Below are 17,875 nucleotides of genomic sequence, written 5' to 3'. Positions count from 1 at the left end.
ATGGCTTTGGGCAAGGAAGACTGTCCTCGTCTCCTGAATGTTTCATCGCCCTTCCTGGTATCCTACTGCCTCCCTTGTAAATAAACCTAGTGCCGAATTGTCACATGACGCTTTCTAAATAGCTGGAATGTCATAGATGACGAAATGCAACTTGTTGGTGTGACAACTCCTTTGCGATACTGGGCTCAGCCGATGGTTAAAAGGCAAATCCAATGGTTAAGGAGATATCATTTATGAAGAATACGAAGAATATGAGGAACACGAAGAAATGGATTCACAAGAATCGCGCAGTTCTACTATTAACTGTTCTGGTGTTAACGGGTACAGTCATTAACGCTTGTACGCAAGTAGGGAACGCATCCAATGCCCCGCAGACTCACCCGCCAGTTACATCTGAGGTTACCAGCCTGAAGGCGCCGCAGGATGCCAAACAACTAGAGGGACCGCTGGATACCAAGGAACTGGAGACCTTTGCAGATGGCATTTTTGCGGATGCGATGAAAAAGTATAATACGGTTGGTTCTAATTTCGCGGTCGTTTCGAATGGTAAAGTGCTATTAAGCAAGGGGTACGGTTATGCCGACAGGGAAAATAAAATTCCGGTAGACAGCAGCACCGTTTTCCAAATTGGTTCTGTAACGAAGCAGTTCACGGCATTGGCAGCGATGCAGCTGGTCGATAAGGGAAAAATTGATTTGCATCACGATATCCAGGAATACCTGGGAGGGATGAAGGTACCGAATAAGACAGGCAAAAAACTAACGATGTACGATCTGCTTACGTATACCAGCGGCTTTGACAAACCGGATATTCTCTCGGGATCGAAGCCGGAATATGTGAAGCAATTCTACCCGATGAAGGAGGCTCTTGAAGCGAATATGCCGACGATTGTCAGACCTCCGGGGGAAGCGTATACCTACGATAATTTTGGGTTCACACTGGCGGGGTATGCGGTAGGGCAAGTAGCCGGCACGTCATACGCCCAGTATATGGAGGACAATATTTTCAAGCCGCTGGGCATGAACTCGACGAATGTGCGGTTTAAACCCGAACTGCTCAGCAAAATGGCTGCCCATTATGATCCTAAAGGCAAGCTAATCCCCTTGGAGGGATTCATACCAACCGATCGGCCTAGCGGCGGCATGGTATCAAACGCAGATGACATGGTGAAGTACCTTATGATGCATCTGAACAAAGGAACGTATAAAGGCAAACAAATCTTAAGTGCCAAGAGCATTGACCAAATGCACACCTATCAGGTGTTCCCTGACAAAGACTACCCTGTCACAACCATCGGATTTGAAGGCTACTTCAAAGAGAAGATGAATGGTCAACATGTGGTTATCAAAGGGGGAAATGTGACCGGTCATTCGTCCTTAATTGTTCTTCTTCCAGAGAAAAATACAGCGTTCTACATGTCCTACAATAACGACTCCATGATGAGTCTCGACGTGTATGAGGAATTTATGAATCATTACTATCCGAGAAAAGAAGCGGCTCCAAAGCCATCCTATTCGGCAATCAGTGAGCAGCAGGCCAAGGACTACGTGGGATTGTACCAAAACACGCGTCTTGGATCCATGCGGACCCTCGTTTCCTATTCAAACGGAAAATTGGTTACGGAGACAGGAGATCTGGGCAAGAGTACGCTGAAAATGATCCATCCTTTACTCTTTGAGGATGAATCAGGCAATAAAGTAGCCTTTCAAAAAAATGGGGCAGGCAAAATCACCTATTTCTATTACATGGCACTTCCTCACTACGTGGGTTATGCACAAAAATTAAATATGAATGCGAAATTCACTGATGTACCGGCCGGCAGCAAGTATGCGTCTTATATTCAAAATCTCCATGCTTTAAAGATCATGGACGGAAAAACAGCTACCCGCTTCAATCCGAATGGAACGTTAACTCAGGGTGAGTTCTCGGCATTGCTGATACACGCCCATGGCTGGGAAAGCATGCCTGATACGATTGAACCCAACAAGAAGCAGATGTTGTCCGGAGTGCCTAATTATAATTCTAATTCTCCTATCACCAGAGAGATGGCGGCAGTGATGATCCAAAACCTGAGGCAAGCTGAGCCTGGATCCAAGAAGGTTACATTGCGTGGCGAAAGTGATGCCTGGGCAGTTAAAGCCATCACAACCCTTGTATCCCAAGGCATCATGGACCCGGATACTAAGATCAATCCGGACGGCTCGATCAACTTCCGTTCCAAGCAACTACTGAAGCGGCAGGAAGCGAGTGCCTTATTGGATCTGGCATTTGATTACTACACATTGCCAATTGCCAAACGGTAATGAACGTAAACCCTAATTCTGAATAAGTAAAAAACGGCCTTTAAAAAGCTAAATGGCGGATGCCGACATACGAAGCACAATCACTCCGTATGCCGGCATCCGCCACCATAATACATAACTCGGGGGTTATTCCAGAAGCCCGGCCTCCCTGGCTTTTTCCACCGCTTCCTCCCGGTTGCGGACCCCCAGCTTCATATAAGCTGATGATGCATAGTTTCGAACCGTACCATCGGATAAATATAATTTGGAAGCAATGCTTTTATATCGCAGCCCTTTGGACACGAACTGTAAAATTTCAAGCTCCCGCGGCGTTAACTCATAGGCCGATGACGCTTCTTTGACTAACGAAGGATCATCCCCGTTATTGTCCGCTTCCAGTTGGGCAAACAATTTGTGCGACATCCCCTGATCGATCAGCGTGCCCCTGCGGTAGACCGTGCGTATCGTTTCAGCCAGATCTAACGGCTGCATGGACTTCAACAAGTACCCGTCCACCCCGCTTCGCATCGCCTCTAGAGCCTGTTGGGTATCCTCGAACGTGGTGAGAATCAGAATGCGGATGTCGGGCCACAATTCTTTTATCTTACGGGATGCGGAGATTCCATCCATATTCGGCATTTCCAGATCCATAAGCACCAGCTGCGGCTGAACCTGCCTGCACAGCTCGATCGCTTGCTCGCCATCCTCTGCCGTCCCAACAACCTGCAAATCCTGCTGCTCCTCCAGCAGAGTTCGCAGGCTTTCACGAATAAAGGGCTGATCATCGACAACCAACAGACGGATGACTTCATCCTTAGGCTCCGTTTGTCTAGGCAGCGTACAGGTTACCAGAGTGCCTTCTTCCGGCTCCGTATAGACGGCCACATGGCCTTGCAAGTTCATCGCCCGCTCCTTCATGGCACTGAGGCCGAAGCCCTCTCTCACATGCTCTATCCCGCGGCCGTTATCTTGGATTTCCAGTCTCGTCTGCTGGGGCTCGAATTGCACGGACACCTTAATCTCTGTCGAGTTCCCATGACGCACAGCATTCGTCAACGACTCTTGCAGGCAGCGATAGAGTGCTGTCTTCGCTTGCTTCGTTACAGGGTATTCCTCCCCGTAGGCATGGAAACGAACCGTCACGTTGGCATGCTCCTGAAACTCCTCCGCCAGCTTCCTCAAAGACTGAAGCAGCGGGAGCGCCTCATGCGGCGATTCGATTTGATGCACGTAGCTTCTGACCTCCTCCATATTTTTGCGGCCCAGGTTCAATAGGGAGTTAAGCCTTTCTGTTCCTGTATCCGTTGTCAGCTCAGGACGCAACGTTTCCAATCCCATAATCAGCGAAGTGTAGGCATGGCCGACGGTATCGTGAAGCTCTTTGGACAGCCGGTTCCGCTCTTCGGCAAGCGTAATGCGCTCAATTTGGGACAGATACTGCTCCAGCACCCCATTTTGGTCGCGGATAATTTCGCCTTGGCGAGAATTGAGCGCAAGTAAATGGAAGGAAAATCCAAAAATATACGCCAGCCCAATGTGAACGGCCATGACCCAGTATTCACTCTGCTCTGCAAGCAACTTGATTATGGCAGGCAGAAGCAATATGGATATAGGCCCTGACCAGAGATAACTCCTTTGCGAACTGTGGGCAGCAATTAAAAAGGCATACAGCAGGAATGAGAAGTAGGCTTGTGGAAAAAATGAAGCCAGATATAAGCACAACCCGCCCGAGATCACGATTTCAGTAAACAGGTAGTATTTAAAATCGAGCTGCAAGCAAAGCCATGGAACAGAAAAAGCAATCAACTGCCACAGCACAAGAACCACAATCGGCAGCGTGAAATATTGCTCTAGCCCTATGGTCGTAAACATGAGAGAAATGCTGCATATCAGACGAATTATGAACATGAGCCAGTCGTACCAGTACCATTGCTTGACCATATCAAACAAAATCATCAACCCCTAAAGACTCTCAGTATGACATTACGTAACTAGTATTGAGTAAACTGCTATAGCCTAAACTACCATCCGACGACCTATGCAGCGAAGCCCGGCATGACGTCTACCGGTTCACATGCTTGATCATCAGGACCGTGTAGCCGCCTATCAGGCGCGTCAAGCGGTCCGTAAGCCTGTAGCTCACCATCATCAATACGCCCCCTGTAGCCGACACCATCATGGCTTTGGCAACCGTATCTACTGCCGGCATACCCATAAAGGAAAGGTCGATGAACCGATAGAGGAACGGAACCGCAATCAATATAAGCGGCGCCGCGTAGAGCAAGATCGCACTGATCAGACTAAATATCCCTATCGGAAATTTCAGCAGCAGCCAGCAAATTGCGATCCAGTTGCGTAGATTCAGCAGCTCCTTTTTCACTTGGAGCCAGTTGGACACATCGACATTCACGGTTTTAACGCAAGGCTCGGTGGTAATGTCCGTATAAATTTTGGTCTGTACTCGTTCAAATTGCAGGAAGGCGGTTGTCGTCCGCATAACGTGAGTCAGGAGAGGAACGCCCGCGACGGTAAACGAAAGGCTCACGCCCAATGTAAGAGCGACCAGATAAAAACTGAAGTAAAACAATCCTGTGACAAAAGTAAGCAGCAGGAAATAGCCATTTTGAACAAAGCTGACGACGGTTCTGGCCATCAAATAGTCCACATCCTTTCCAAGTAGTAGATGTATTCTATGGATCTTGATGTCATATCCGCCAGTGTCATAATGTCATGTGACATGAAATGAACGGAGCTGTTCAAATACCAAATTAGCTGCGACCAATTCAGTCACATCTTCATCCGGGTGTTTTTTTGCAATATGGTCTAATGCTCGAGGCCGAAAGTAGTTCATCTGGGGAGCTGTCCTGCTCGTTGCTGCATATAGAAGAAGAAATACTCCCCCTCTGCCGTGAACTTAATATTGCAGTTGTACACTATAGCCCCTTAGGGCGTGGGTTCTTAACTGGAAAGATCAAATCTGTTGATACACTCGTAGAAGATGATTACAGAGGGAATACACCACGATTCCAGGGAGACAATTTCACTTACAATCTTGCATTGGTTCAACGTTTAGAAGAATTAGCTAATGAGCTGCATATTAATCCTCCTCAGCTTGCTTTAGCATGGTTACTGTCTAACGGCGAAGACTTGGTTCCTATACCTGGGACAAAAAAGAGTTCTTACGTGGCAGAAAATATAGGAGCTAGACATTGAGCTACCTAAAGATGTTAAGGATTTTATAGATAAAACGATTCCAGTAGGCACGGCTGTTAGTGACCGCTATCCTGCAAATTCCATGACGTTGCTAAATCAGTAAGCATGGTGGAGGTAGGGCGATTTCACTTACCCACCATAACTTGCTTGAGAAAGTAGTAATTGACCAAAATCAAAAATGGCGTTTAAGGAATAAGCTCCTAGACCGCTATTTTCTTCAGTATTAACATGATTTTTTGTTAAAATGAGCTATCATTTACGTTTACTGATATGCATTTGAGATAGCACCATACAATTATTCAAGTTTACTCTTTCGTTTGCATTCGTTCTATTTGTGATATGGTTCACCTCGATTAATCTTCACTGCGCGATAAATCTGCTCCACCAGCACCAGCCGCATCAACTGGTGCGGCAGAGTCATGCGCCCGAAGCTCAAGCGCTGCTTCGCGCGGCGCAGCACCTCATCAGAGAGCCCATGGCTTCCTCCGATGACAAACACGACATGGCTCGTCCCATACGTGCCGAGCTTGTCGATCTCCATAGCCAGCTCCTCGGAACTCCAGAGCTGGCCGTCCAATGCGAGCGCAACCACATGCGCCTCGCTCTTCACATGTGCGAGGATGCGTTCACCCTCGCGCTCCTTCACCGCCCGCACCTCGGCTTCGCTCAGGGTGTCGGGCGCTTTTTCGTCTGCGACCTCGATCATCTGAAACTTGATGTACGGGGCGAGCCGCTTGGCATATTCCTGAATGCCCAGCGTCAAATATTTTTCCTTCAGTTTGCCTACGCCAATAATCTGAATCAACATGAAGATTCATTCCTCCTAATCGTCTTGCGAGATAATCTATAAGTAAGATGCTTCAACGCATCGTTTGTTCCAATAAAGCTAACGAACTCCACATACCTTATCCAGCCCCATTACGGCTCCTTTAAAACCTAAAGAATCCGAGACACGCTATTACATTCAAAACACGCCAAAAACACAAAAAGAGCGCTCCGACACGCTCTCTTTGCTCCTTACCTGTGATGTTCATACCGGATGGCAGGCGAGCGAGTGCATCCATGACAGACGCACCAACTGCGGATGCCTACACAGTACGCTAAACGACCAGATACTCGGCCTTTTGTTCGCACTCGGCGCACTTCGCAGGCGGGTCCCAATCGGCAAATTCCGTCTCCTTCAGATCAACGATATCCGGAGCGTCCTCATACTCATCAACAAACATGTCAATGGCGATGTCCACGTGTTCTTTGCATACAACGTACATCCGTTCAAGCATCCTTTCTGTATCCAGCTATGCTCCCGATTCACAACCGCTTATCCATACAGGATAGCCACTTCTCTGTTCTATCACACCTGCCGCGGAAAAGAAACCCCTAGCCCCCATTTATCGTGTCCAACTTCCGTCAATCCTCTCATTTCAGCACAAAAAAACCAAAAAAGCGTCACTTCTCGACACCCCGTTGGCATCCCAAAGTAACACTTCTCCAAATTCCGAATCTATCCCACTCATTCGTTACTATTCAGATTACCACACATATGAAATCCATCGTCCGATTGTATTCAATCCACCCTCAATAGATATGGGTCTTACTCCAGCCCCGACTGCGCCTTCGTCAGCAACTTGCCGCCCTGGAATGCGATTACTGCATTGGCTCCCGAACCCCCGGTGCCCTTATAGTTATAAACCACCATATTTTCCGCTTCGCTCAATGCCTCGCCTTCGCCGCCAAGGATATCGATAACTTCCTCCACCGCCATGCCGACCTCAAGCTTTTCATACTGGGCAAACGTAATCAGCACCCCATCGCCCTTTCCAGCCGATCCGTTATTTCCCGAGCCAACAGGTGCTTTACCGCCAGGCTCATTCACTGCAATCACGGTGGTGCTCAGCTCCTCCAGCTTCTTCTCCAGATCCGCGATCTTTTTGTTCTGCTCACTATTCTTCTCACTCTGGTCCGCAAGCTTCTTCTCCAAACCTGTAATCTTCTCCTGTAAACCACTAACATCAGCAGTCCCTGACGGGGACACCTCAGAAGTACATGCGGACAAAACAAACAGCGCAGACACCAGGCCTGTTCCCCCCAACATGGTTTTCGTCAAACGTTTCATTGAATTAACCCCTTCCAATCCAGATTGAGAATACAGATCGACAAACAGATGTTACTCGCACAGCCGCCCATCACCAACACATTCCCAACAGTTTACCATAAATGAAACCCTCTATAACAGAGACTTTGGCTCTGGTCCTAACCTATCATTGGGAAACGACAAAATTCCCCCTGTAACCTCATGAATTTGGTTTATATGTAAATCAAGATTAGTGCAATAAAAAAGAGCGGATCAACGAGTTGATCGACTCTCTTTTATTACCCTGTTTCTGTGTGCCATGCACATGAGAGCAATTCTCTTACTCCGGTTTATCCGTGAGCTTCACCGACACCTTCTCAGCGTTGCCATCCCGGTAAAAGGTGATTTCAATCGTATCGCCGATCTTCTTCTTATCGTACAGATATTTCCGCAAATCAAGCGTAGAGGTAATTTTTTGCCCATCAAATTCCGTAATGACATCATTCAGCTTCATGCCCGCTTCGGATGCTGGACCGGACGCTTCCAGTACAACCACACCGCTGTCCACGTGGGATGGCAGCTTCAGGTCTTTACGCTGCTCGTCATCCAGTGGGGCGTACGGATTGCTCAGATCGACAGTATACACACCCAGATATGGACGAGATACTTTGCCATTCAGCAGCAGGGAATCGACTGTTTTCATCACTTCATTCATCGGAATCGCAAAGCCAAGGCCTTCAACGCCTGTATCCGAGATCTTCATCGTGTTGATGCCGACCAATTTGCCGTTCAGATCGGCCAACGCCCCGCCACTGTTGCCTTCGTTAATCGCCGCATCCGTCTGAATCACGTTTTGTTCCCAGTCGTACACACCATCCTGATTAATGGATACCGGCAAGATCCGATCTGTGTAACTCACAATACCGGATGTCAGTGTGCCACCAAGGCCTAGCGGATTACCGATCGCCAGCACCGTTTGACCGCGCTGAAGTTTGCTGGAATCACCAAGTTCTGCGGCTGGACCGATGCCCTTATCATCTTGCACAGACAATACCGCAATGTCACTCACCCGGTCTTTGCCCACCAGCTTCGCCTTATGCGTTTCCCCATCCACCGTTACAATCTCCAGATCACTCGCGCCTTCCACGACGTGATGGTTGGTCATGATGTAGGCTTTGCCATCTTCCTTCTTGAAAATGACGCCTGATCCCAGCGCGGAATCCTCCATCGACAGGCTGCTGCCCGTCTTATGGTTCACGATGCTCACCACGGAAGGGCGAACCTTCGCCGCTGCCTGGATAATCCGGTCATACGGATCAGCCGCCTGCGCTGTCTGTGTACCGCCTCCGCCGTTCCCTGCAGCGTTCGCCAGAGGTAATGATGCAGGCTGCATGATAAAGCTGAACAGCGTAACGGTCACGATGGAGCTGATTACCGAACTGATCACGGCTACCTTGACCGTGGAGCTAAAGCCCGAGCGTGACTTCCGTGGATTCTGCCAGCGGTCCCGTCCTCTGCCCCTGCCTCCAGGGCGAATGATCTGAAGTTTACCTTTCTGTTCAGGTTCGGCGCGTCTTGATACTTTGGTTGAATAAAAATCGTCTCCAAACAATCCCATCGTGATCCTCTCCCCTTCGTTGTCACGCATCAAGACCCTGACTGCCGCCCGATCGTTTTGGCATGGCCAACGATGGTGTTCTCACATAGCCCACTCCGCCGGCAGACGAACCTTCCGATCGCTGTTACTCACAAATTTTATTGATTACCCTATAATAAGGTAAAAATTTGTTCATAAAGGCGAGCACTCCGTTTCTTCAGGTTCCTTCTGCCGTCTCCGTTACGTGAAGACCCCAACGGTTTTCCATGCTTTCTTGTGTTTTAAAAATCGTTTTGCATATCGCTGCCATTCCCATTAACTCGGAATGAAGCGTCTATGTACAACAGAACGGACATCCCATTCTGCCTGTGACTCTATCAGAAATGCTCTCGCATTCTACGACATACCTTTTTGCGCGCAAAACAGCCTCTACTATAAAAGCTCCTTATATACTAAACACGCCAAATCTTAAAAAGTTGCATAATTACGAAGATTAACGGAAATTTCCGCTATAACGCGCTTAACAATAAAGGTCCATAGTATCTATCACCACAAAATCCAGTTCGCTAAGCGCAATTTTGCCTATTCCCGTGAACTTTTTCATCTTCTTAAGCAAAATGCGGCCCCTGGTTCAGCATACACGTCCCTTACGTGTAATTATAGCGGCAAAAAGAGGAATGTTTTCCATCAAGCCTGACTACAATAATAGTAAAAGACAATTCGAAGCTTCATAGAAGGAGGATTCACATTATGGATCGCACGCGTACACTCACAGCCATGGATGAAGTTCATATGGCGGCCAAGCTGGCCGATCTCAAGGAAGAACATTACCGCAATACCCTTGCCCTAAGCACGATTATTGAACTGCTCGTCGACAAAGGCATTCTGACCCGTGAGGAAGTGGAGCGCAAAGCTACCGAACTCGACAGCTTTATGGCTCACCCACCCTATCCCATGGCGTAGGCCGATCATAATACGTATCACAGAGCTTGAACTCATGATCCCGATAAAAGCAACCACGGCTCTCCATCGCATCACGTACGGTCATTTTCGCCAAGTCCATCATATTATGATCCCGGCTCAAATGTGCCAGATACGTGCGCTTGATGCGTCCGTTCATTAGTTCACTAAGCGCAGCTCCCGCCGCTTCGTTCGACAAATGCCCAATGTCGCTCAGAATGCGGCGCTTGGTGTTCCATGGATATCGCCCCATGCGCAGCAATTCGACATCATGATTCGCCTCCAGCACAAGTACATCCGAATCCGAGATCGCATCGCGAACCTTGTCGCTCATATATCCGAGATCTGTCGCGACGGACAATTTCTCACTTCCATCATCGAACGTGTACCCTACCGGTTCCGCCGCATCATGGGAGATGCCGAAGGATTCCACACGCAGGGAACCAAAATCATGCTTTTCTCCCGTCTCAAACACCCTCCGGTTTTCCTCTGGAATCGCCCCAACGGACTTCTCCAGTGCCGCCCACGTATTCGTATTTGCATAGATTGGTAAATTATATTTCCGAGACATCGCGCCTAGTCCTTTAATGTGATCGGAATGTTCATGTGTAACCAGAATCCCGTCCAGCTCTGTTCCCGAAATCTCCCGTTCCAGAAACAATGCCTCCAGCCGCTTCGCACTAAGACCTGCATCAATCATGAGGGACGTGCCCCCATGCTGTATAACCGTGGCATTCCCTGTCGAACCGCTGGATAACACGGTAAAATAAATCCCCATAACGCATTACTCCCCTGGTTTGTCTGTCTTGGGACTGAATACATCCCCACTGATGCCCTGCACGTACAACACTTCGCCACTTTCCAGCACGAACCGCCATGCCGGCATCGCCACCTGCATATCTGAATTGAACAACTGGCCGTAATAGCCCAACTGAATATCTTTCACAATCGCATCATTTGGCAAAAAGTTCTCGATCAGCGTACCCAGCGCCTTCGACGCCGGAAGCACCTGCTGATCGCTTTCCTCCGCTGTCGTAATCCGCACCGGAGTCTGACGGTAACCCGTAATTTTCTGATCGCTGTAGAATAGCTCCAGACTAACATTGAAGAGCGGCCATTTGCCATCCACCAACGGATGCAGCACAAATGCCCCATCCTCCGCCATCAGCTGATCCCATCGATACGTACCGATCTGGGGAATCTCGTCCTGTAGTGCATCCTCCAGCTCGCTTTGCGAGAAGATCAGCTTGCTGTCCACGGTATTTTCCAATTCAACATCAATGCCTGTCTTGTTATCTTCAATGAACTCATACGACAGTTTCGGCAGCTTCGGCGTCTCATTTGGAATAGGAGCCAGCACCTGAATGCCCTTCTCCTCCATCGCCTGTTGTGTATTATCCGCCAGCGAGGTGAAGTCCAGATTGGCTCCGGCCGTCTCCCGCGCATCCATCCAGATCTGGTATCCCAGCACCAGATTGAGCAGCAGGAAGGCATAGATCAACACATTTTTCGCCCGTCCCCAATCCAAAACATCCACCTCCATCATTTGATAAATACGACTACTATCACACTTACCACTCCGTGGTCAGAACAACCTTCCGATCGCTGTTATCCCCAGATTTCTTGATTCCCTTTTCCCAAGGGAGAAATCCGGAGATAAAGGCGAGCGCTTCGCTTCTTCAGGTTATTTCTGCCCCCTCCGTTAACGTGTGATTCTAAACCTCGCCCGGATATCAAATGTCTTCATATCCTATAACCCATCAAGAAACGGTGGTTTCCTCCCCGTTTCCGAAGCGGATTACCCACACCGGGATGAGCTTCAGCCCATCCTCGATGCTGGATGGACGGTACGCCGGATACACGTCTACGACCTTACGGTTGGTACCCGCCACCTTCTGGATGAGCGCCTTCAGCTTGTCCCCACCGGGCAGGGTGACCGATTTCTTCGTCTCCGCACCTTCGTTCAGATATTCGAGCGAACGCTCATAGCTGGATACCGTCTCCTGCTGCATCTCCATGCTGATTGTGCCGAACCTGAACTGCATTGAGTCCATAATCGGGAAGCTGCTGTAATATTGCTGGAACTGAAGTTTCGTCTTCGTATCGGTTGTATCCAGCATCATGCGCGAACGACCTTTCCAGCCACCATGCTGATTCACAAAATCAACTGCGGACAGCGCATCCTTCGCTGCGTCAATCTGTCCCGCAGGCGGTGCCGCCGGATCGGTGTAGCTAATCCAGCGCTGTTCTTGCTTCACTTGCAGACTGCGCTTACTGTCTGTATAGATCTCCGATCCATCCTTTTCCCGAATGTTTCGGGTCATGCTTGGATCAAAGAATAGGCTGCGCTGCATTTGTTCGACAGTGAACTGGCCTGTAGGCACGTCAGCCTCAATCGTCTCCAGTGCTTCTGCCGGGATATAATATCCGCCGTCCATCAGCGTATAAGGTGTCCAGCTGCTGCCGAAGTCGACATGCTGCTGCACGTCCTGTACTGTCAGATCCGCCTGCGTCGCCTCATAGACCACATCGCCTTTGGCGCTGAAGAACAGTGCGTGAGCCTTTGTTTCATTTTTGGCGGTATAGATCGAGATCCGATTAATCGTTTCCCCTTGGAAGAGGGAATCTGTACCTAGCCGCATCACGCGCTGTAACAACGCTACAGGGATGCCTTCTTTGAATGACAGCTCAAAGCCAGGATTCTCCTTACGAATCTGATCCCAGTTGACCGATTGCACGCTCCGACGCTGGAAATCATCAAACGTACGTCCTTGCAATCGTGAATAAATCAACTGATAGAACGTATTGCCCGGATAAAACACCGTATGTTTGTCCTCTCCCAGATGAATAACCATCTGATCCGGGAAAATTAAATCTTCAATATTGCGCTCCTGGCCCATATTCTCGGTTTTCACATAGTTCGTCTCTGACGTCACAATCGAATCGCCACCACCGGGCAAACGATAGATTAAGAAGTAACTTTGTACCAAACTGGCAACGACGAGGGAAGCAAGCACCAAAGATTTAATCCGCTCTTTCAAGGTGCTCACCTCCTTCCTCACGCATAGGCAGTGTGAACGTTACCGTCGTCCCCACGTCCACCTCGGACTCCAGTGAGATATTACCGTCATGGGCCTTCACAATTTCCCGGGCAATGGATAACCCAAGCCCTGTGCCGCCCATACTGCGGGAACGAGCCTTATCTACCCGATAAAACCGCTCAAAAATGCGGTCCAGATCTCGCTGTGGAATCCCCATCCCCGTATCGGTCACTGATATGGCGAGAGTATGATCATCATTGCGTCTGGCTGCAATTGTAATCGTGCCGCCTTCGAGCGTATATTTCAGCGCGTTGGACACGACATTATCAAGCACCTGATCAATTTGGTCGCGATCCAGCGGAACTGCTGGAATTCCGTTCTCCACAGAAAGCACAGGTTGAATATCCTTCTGATGCATCTGGAACGAAAAACGATCTGACACTTCTTCCAACATCTCCATGATGTCAGTTGGCTGTTTGCGCAGCATCGCTTCCTTGGAATCGAGTCTGGACAGATGCAGCAAATCCGTAACCAAGCGAATCATACGCTCGGTCTCATTCTGGATTACCCCAACGAATCGTCCAGCGAGCTGCGGATCTTCCAGAGCTCCATCATCCAGCGCTTCTGCGTAGCTCTTAATGGTAGTCAGCGGTGTACGCAGCTCATGAGAGACATTCGCCACGAATTCACGTCGTGATGCTTCCAGTTCTTCCTGCTCCGTAACATCTTGAAGCACAGCGATCGTGCCGGTAATGCCTAGCTCACGACGATGAACCGGTGTAAACGTCATGCGGATGACAACGGGATCTTCTTGTCCCGCAGGCGCAATCTGGAGCAGCGTCGAGCCTGTAAAACCACTGGCTAACGCTTCTGCATCTTCCGGATCAATGCCGAGCAATACGGCAAAGTGTCGTCCCTCAATGTCCGCCGGACGCATGCCCAGAATGCTGCTGGCACGGCGGTTCACCAGAATGACTTTGCCATATTCGTCCGTTGCGACCACGCCATCGCTCATATTGGTCAGAATGGACGTGAGCTTCTCTTTCTCCTCTTCGTTCTGGGAGAGTGCATCTCGCAATCTGCTGGTCATATAGTTGAACGCCCGACTGAGCTGCCCAATCTCATCCGTTCCGAATACAGGGGTCTGCTGATCAAAGTTGCCTTCCGCGACTGCCGTCGCCCTTCGGGTGACTTCCTTGATCGGCTGCGTAATCGTATGTGACAGAATGACACCGAGCACTGCAGTTAATACCAAAGCAATCAAAATGCCGGAGATAAAAATCTTGTTAATGCCCTCCATTGTGGCATATAACTCATTCATCGAGGCGGCGATGTAGACCGCGCCGATAATCTTGCCGCCGGACAGCACCGGCTTGGCAACGACCTTTTTGCGAACATTATCCTCGTCCACGATATATTCCTCATTGTCCCGAATGCCTTGCAGCGCACGGCTGACAACGGTTTGGGTGTTTTTGCGCCCAACATAGTCTGAGTGGGAACTGAGCGAGGTGGTCAGCACTTTCCCGCTGGCATCCAGCACCTGAATCTCGGCGCCGTTAATGTTGAACAGGTTGTTAACCAACACACGCAGGTTTTCCGTTTTGTCCTCACCAGCCTCAGCTTCCCCACCAGCCATCGTCTCCCCTACTAGCACAGAGAGCATCTCAGCCCGCGCCTGCAAATCCTCAGTGAAGTTGCTGGTCAACGAGTTCTTCATCGCACTCACAAAATAAACGCCGATCAATTGCATCGCAATCAGAATCAGCAGTACATAGATAATAATCAGTTTCGCCTGAATCGTTCGAAAGAACGAAAATCGCGAGAAACGCCCCATTATATCCCCACGCTTTTGGGACTGCGCACGAGATAACCCAGCCCGCGGCGAGTCAGAATCGTTTCCGGTTTGCTCGGGTTCTCCTCAATCTTCTCACGCAGACGACGAATCGTAACATCAACGGTACGCACATCCCCGAAATATTCATATCCCCATACCGCCTGCAGCAGATGTTCACGTGTCATGACCTTACCGGAATGCTTCGCCATATAATAGAGAAGTTCGTACTCACGGTGGGTCAGATCCAGCGGTTCGCCACCTTTGTAAGCTGTATACATGTCCATATCAAACGCCAGATCAAATAAGCGCATGACCTGTTTCTCTTCGTCTTCCGGCGCTTCAGTCGTAATGGCAGGCTTCTGCCGTCTGCGCATCTGTGCTTTCACCCGGGCGAGCAGCTCGCGCGTACTGAAAGGCTTCGTCACGTAATCATCCGCGCCTAGTTCCAGACCGAGCACCTTGTCGATCTCGCCATCCTTTGCGGTCAGCATAATGATCGGCATCTCCAGATGGGCACGCACCTCGCGGCACACATCCATACCATCCTTACCTGGCAGCATCAGGTCCAGCAGCATCAGATCCGGCTTCTCGGATAACGCCAATTCAACCGCACGAATGCCATCAAAAGCGCAGATGACCTCGTACCCCTCTTTTTCCAAATTAAACTTCAGAATGTCCGCAATGGGCTGTTCATCGTCCACCACCAAAATCTTCCCCTGCATCGGCTGTCTTCACCCCTATATCCTGCTTGATCCGCCTGAGCGGTCTATCTCTCTTATTCAACTTATATAAATTGTGTTTCTACGATTTCATTGAATATAGTCTATATCATATGGCTTGTTGCCTATAGTCTATAGTTTAACATACCTGAAGCACCGTCACATCCCGATCAGGGCCAATGTGCAGCCCAAACTGAAAAATTTTTACAGCAGCAAAAAACAAGGCCAGCATCTACTGCCAACCTTGCCCTGGATTGCGATATATCTAGTTCAAGTATGTCAACGGATTTTCCACCGTTCCGTTCTTGATAATCTCGAAATGCAGATGAGTTCCGGTCGAACGGCCCGTATTGCCCATGACGCCGATGCTCTCACCTTTTTCGACGACTTGTCCAACCTTAACACCAATGCTGTTCAAGTGCCCATAAAGTGTTTCGTATCCATTACGATGGTTAATAATAATAACATTGCCATAACCACTCTTCTGTCCTGCAAAAGTAATCACGCCCTCATCAGACGCCTTCACGTCCCGGTTACCGACAAGATCGACACCTTTGTGCTGACGACCCCAGCGTTGTCCAAAGCTGCTGCTCATCGTAGCGTTGGATACCGGCCAAGCAAATTCACCTGTACCTTCACCGACCACTTTGGTTCCACTAAGGACCACTTCAGTAACTGCTGCCTTGATGACTTCCTGACCAAGCCATTCCTCCTGAACGACTTCACCATTTTCCTTCGTTATCCGATATTGCATGCTTTTCAAACCGCTTTGACCTGGACGCACCACTTTGGTTGTACCTGCTTTGAGCTCAGCACTTTTGCGTACTTCCACTTGTGGCTTGATCTCAATCTGTTCTACCACCTGCTCTACCGATTTAACAGTAACGGCTGGTTTTGGTACCGTCAGTGTAAGCTCGTCCCCAATTTGCAGCGACGTTTCTTTGATGCCCGGGTTATGTTTGCGAATCTCGCTTTGCGTAATTTCGTATTTGGCAGCAATGGAAGAGATCGTATCTCCTTCACGCACGACATAAGTTACAGGCGCGTCTTTACCAACGGTTAAAGCTTCAACCGCCTCTGATACATCCCATATTTTGTTTGGGTCAGCCTTCACTACATCTGTCGCTACATCTTCCTTGATGCCCACCGACTTCAGCGTAGTACTCGGCCCCTCGGCTTTCTTCGTTGAGTTTGCCGATACCGACTTCGTCTTGAGCGAACTGCGCAAAGCCGATGCCGATATGTACTTGTTCTGCACTTGTTCCAGAATCGCATCTGCTGTAGCCTGGTCCTTCACAATGCCGATTACTTCACCGTCTACCTTGAGCTCTACACCCTTGGCATAGGCGGTAAGCATGTCGCCGAGCTTGTCCAGCGTCTCATCGCTGTTCACTACGGGCTTGTATGCTTTAATGGTTTCAGTCGTGATGCCGTCTGTGTTCAGCACCATTTCCGCTTCTGGATATTTATTTTGGAATTCCTCGGTTTTGTCTGCAAATAATTTCTGTAATTGCGTCTCATCCGTGATGGTGCCAATCTCATTTCCTTTAACCATCACTTTATAATATGGGACGGTGTTTGCAGCAACGTATTGTTTGCCTGCGAATCCGATCGATGCAGCGATGAATAAACCGCATGCTGCTGTTATGATCCATTTGCGCGAGGCCAGAACGCGCTTTTTGTTACTACTGAAGTTGGACATGCTCATGTTGTTTTTGTCTTCGGCCGTCCGGTGTTCCCCGGATTGTTCGTGTTCCCGGTTCTTGCCCGGTTGGCGTATGCCTCTGAAACCTTTCATGATTCTCTCCTTTTCAGCACTTCTCAGTTCGCATTTCTGTCAAGACATCACCCAATGTGTCTGTCCCATGCTTGTCGATATTTGTATTCGGGTGTCCGCAAATCAGGACTTTAGCTGCGCTCGTAAAAGTGTCAAAATTTTAACCTTTTATCACACCCGTATACTTTAACACAGGTTTTACACTCATTTCAACTGTACACGTCATAGCTCAAAGCCGCGCCACGCTTGGTTTTCCTGTATTATCCATAAGATGGAAGAACAGAAATCTTCCCCATAACGCCTCTACTTCAGGTATACTATGTACTTTGATCATTTTTTAAGACTAGGTTCTAAGACCCACTGAAATGTGTTTTCTTTTTC

General features: G+C 49.0%; 15 protein-coding genes. 3 read left to right on the top strand and 12 right to left on the bottom strand.

The features are described 5' to 3' along the window. Positions 1 to 251 precede the first annotated feature (251 nt). Positions 252 to 2,303, top strand: coding sequence for a serine hydrolase domain-containing protein (locus CS562_RS18390; RefSeq protein ID WP_099857996.1), 2,052 nt, complete (start codon positions 252 to 254; stop codon positions 2,301 to 2,303). Between the two features lie 126 nt (positions 2,304 to 2,429). Here the strand turns inward: CS562_RS18390 and CS562_RS18385 are convergent, their stop codons facing one another. Continuing rightward, positions 2,430 to 4,232, bottom strand: a complete 1,803-nt coding sequence (locus tag CS562_RS18385; protein WP_180287178.1) for a helix-turn-helix transcriptional regulator — start codon at positions 4,230 to 4,232, stop codon at positions 2,430 to 2,432. A gap of 112 nt (positions 4,233 to 4,344) precedes the next feature. Next, the gene (locus CS562_RS18380; protein WP_099857755.1) at positions 4,345 to 4,935 is read right to left on the bottom strand and encodes a sensor domain-containing protein; all 591 of its coding nucleotides are present in this window, start codon (positions 4,933 to 4,935) and stop codon (positions 4,345 to 4,347) included. 173 nt (positions 4,936 to 5,108) lie between these two features. On the opposite strand from CS562_RS18380, the gene CS562_RS18375 reads away from it, so the two are divergent. Then, entirely contained in the window at positions 5,109 to 5,495 is a 387-nt protein-coding gene (locus tag CS562_RS18375; RefSeq protein WP_083678755.1) for an aldo/keto reductase, read from the top strand. 328 nt (positions 5,496 to 5,823) lie between these two features. Here CS562_RS18375 and rlmH read toward each other — a convergent pair whose 3' ends face one another. From rlmH to CS562_RS18355, 4 genes are all read right to left on the bottom strand, one after another. Next, entirely contained in the window at positions 5,824 to 6,303 is a 480-nt protein-coding gene (gene rlmH / locus CS562_RS18370; RefSeq protein ID WP_062327777.1) for a 23S rRNA (pseudouridine(1915)-N(3))-methyltransferase RlmH, read from the bottom strand. 292 nt (positions 6,304 to 6,595) lie between these two features. Further along, entirely contained in the window at positions 6,596 to 6,763 is a 168-nt protein-coding gene (locus tag CS562_RS18365) for a CxxH/CxxC protein (protein ID WP_063870633.1), read from the bottom strand. 323 nt (positions 6,764 to 7,086) lie between these two features. Continuing rightward, the gene (locus CS562_RS33495; protein WP_240342994.1) at positions 7,087 to 7,608 is read right to left on the bottom strand and encodes a hypothetical protein; all 522 of its coding nucleotides are present in this window, start codon (positions 7,606 to 7,608) and stop codon (positions 7,087 to 7,089) included. Positions 7,609 to 7,906: 298 nt separating this feature from the next. Continuing rightward, positions 7,907 to 9,184, bottom strand: a complete 1,278-nt coding sequence (locus CS562_RS18355; RefSeq protein WP_063567361.1) for a S1C family serine protease — start codon at positions 9,182 to 9,184, stop codon at positions 7,907 to 7,909. A gap of 729 nt (positions 9,185 to 9,913) precedes the next feature. Between CS562_RS18355 and CS562_RS18350 the strand changes: the two genes are divergently transcribed. Further along, the gene (locus CS562_RS18350) at positions 9,914 to 10,126 is read left to right on the top strand and encodes a hypothetical protein (protein WP_053781978.1); all 213 of its coding nucleotides are present in this window, start codon (positions 9,914 to 9,916) and stop codon (positions 10,124 to 10,126) included. Here CS562_RS18350 and CS562_RS18345 read toward each other — a convergent pair. The 6 genes from CS562_RS18345 to CS562_RS18320 form a co-directional block, all read right to left on the bottom strand. Beyond that, positions 10,095 to 10,901 (bottom strand): MBL fold metallo-hydrolase, encoded by an 807-nt coding sequence (locus CS562_RS18345; protein WP_062327768.1) that lies wholly within the window; start codon positions 10,899 to 10,901, stop codon positions 10,095 to 10,097. The two genes, CS562_RS18350 and CS562_RS18345, sit on opposite strands and share 32 nt — an antisense overlap. A 6-nt stretch (positions 10,902 to 10,907) precedes the next feature. Next, the gene (gene yycI / locus CS562_RS18340; RefSeq protein ID WP_091001357.1) at positions 10,908 to 11,651 is read right to left on the bottom strand and encodes a two-component system regulatory protein YycI; all 744 of its coding nucleotides are present in this window, start codon (positions 11,649 to 11,651) and stop codon (positions 10,908 to 10,910) included. Positions 11,652 to 11,883: 232 nt separating this feature from the next. Further along, the gene (locus CS562_RS18335; protein ID WP_076287198.1) at positions 11,884 to 13,164 is read right to left on the bottom strand and encodes a YycH family regulatory protein; all 1,281 of its coding nucleotides are present in this window, start codon (positions 13,162 to 13,164) and stop codon (positions 11,884 to 11,886) included. Continuing rightward, a complete protein-coding gene (walK, locus tag CS562_RS18330) occupies positions 13,148 to 14,998 on the bottom strand; it encodes a cell wall metabolism sensor histidine kinase WalK (protein WP_076287197.1) in 1,851 nt (616 codons plus the stop codon). Before walK ends, CS562_RS18335 begins: the two co-directional genes overlap by 17 nt. Next, entirely contained in the window at positions 14,998 to 15,720 is a 723-nt protein-coding gene (gene yycF / locus CS562_RS18325) for a response regulator YycF (protein ID WP_099857753.1), read from the bottom strand. The genes walK and yycF overlap by 1 nt, the downstream gene beginning before the upstream one ends. 262 nt (positions 15,721 to 15,982) lie before the next feature. Continuing rightward, entirely contained in the window at positions 15,983 to 17,515 is a 1,533-nt protein-coding gene (locus tag CS562_RS18320; RefSeq protein WP_099857751.1) for a peptidoglycan DD-metalloendopeptidase family protein, read from the bottom strand. Positions 17,516 to 17,875 lie beyond the last annotated feature (360 nt).

The sequence above is a fragment of the Paenibacillus sp. LK1 genome, from assembly GCF_002750415.1.
Classification (GTDB): Bacteria; Bacillota; Bacilli; order Paenibacillales; family Paenibacillaceae; genus Paenibacillus; species Paenibacillus taichungensis.
This window is presented reverse-complemented; position numbering and strand designations above follow the sequence as displayed.

Coding starts and splice junctions, on each gene's coding strand:
- CS562_RS18390 (WP_099857996.1), top strand. CDS start 252: ATGAGGAACACGAAGAAATGGATTCACAAGAATCGCGCAGTTCTACTA.
- CS562_RS18380 (WP_099857755.1), bottom strand. CDS start 4,935: ATGGCCAGAACCGTCGTCAGCTTTGTTCAAAATGGCTATTTCCTGCTG.
- CS562_RS18375 (WP_083678755.1), top strand. CDS start 5,109: ATGCTCGAGGCCGAAAGTAGTTCATCTGGGGAGCTGTCCTGCTCGTTG.
- rlmH (WP_062327777.1), bottom strand. CDS start 6,303: ATGTTGATTCAGATTATTGGCGTAGGCAAACTGAAGGAAAAATATTTG.
- CS562_RS18365 (WP_063870633.1), bottom strand. CDS start 6,763: ATGTACGTTGTATGCAAAGAACACGTGGACATCGCCATTGACATGTTT.
- CS562_RS33495 (WP_240342994.1), bottom strand. CDS start 7,608: ATGAAACGTTTGACGAAAACCATGTTGGGGGGAACAGGCCTGGTGTCT.
- CS562_RS18355 (WP_063567361.1), bottom strand. CDS start 9,184: ATGGGATTGTTTGGAGACGATTTTTATTCAACCAAAGTATCAAGACGC.
- CS562_RS18350 (WP_053781978.1), top strand. CDS start 9,914: ATGGATCGCACGCGTACACTCACAGCCATGGATGAAGTTCATATGGCG.
- CS562_RS18345 (WP_062327768.1), bottom strand. CDS start 10,901: ATGGGGATTTATTTTACCGTGTTATCCAGCGGTTCGACAGGGAATGCC.
- walK (WP_076287197.1), bottom strand. CDS start 14,998: ATGGGGCGTTTCTCGCGATTTTCGTTCTTTCGAACGATTCAGGCGAAA.
- yycF (WP_099857753.1), bottom strand. CDS start 15,720: ATGCAGGGGAAGATTTTGGTGGTGGACGATGAACAGCCCATTGCGGAC.
- CS562_RS18320 (WP_099857751.1), bottom strand. CDS start 17,515: ATGAAAGGTTTCAGAGGCATACGCCAACCGGGCAAGAACCGGGAACAC.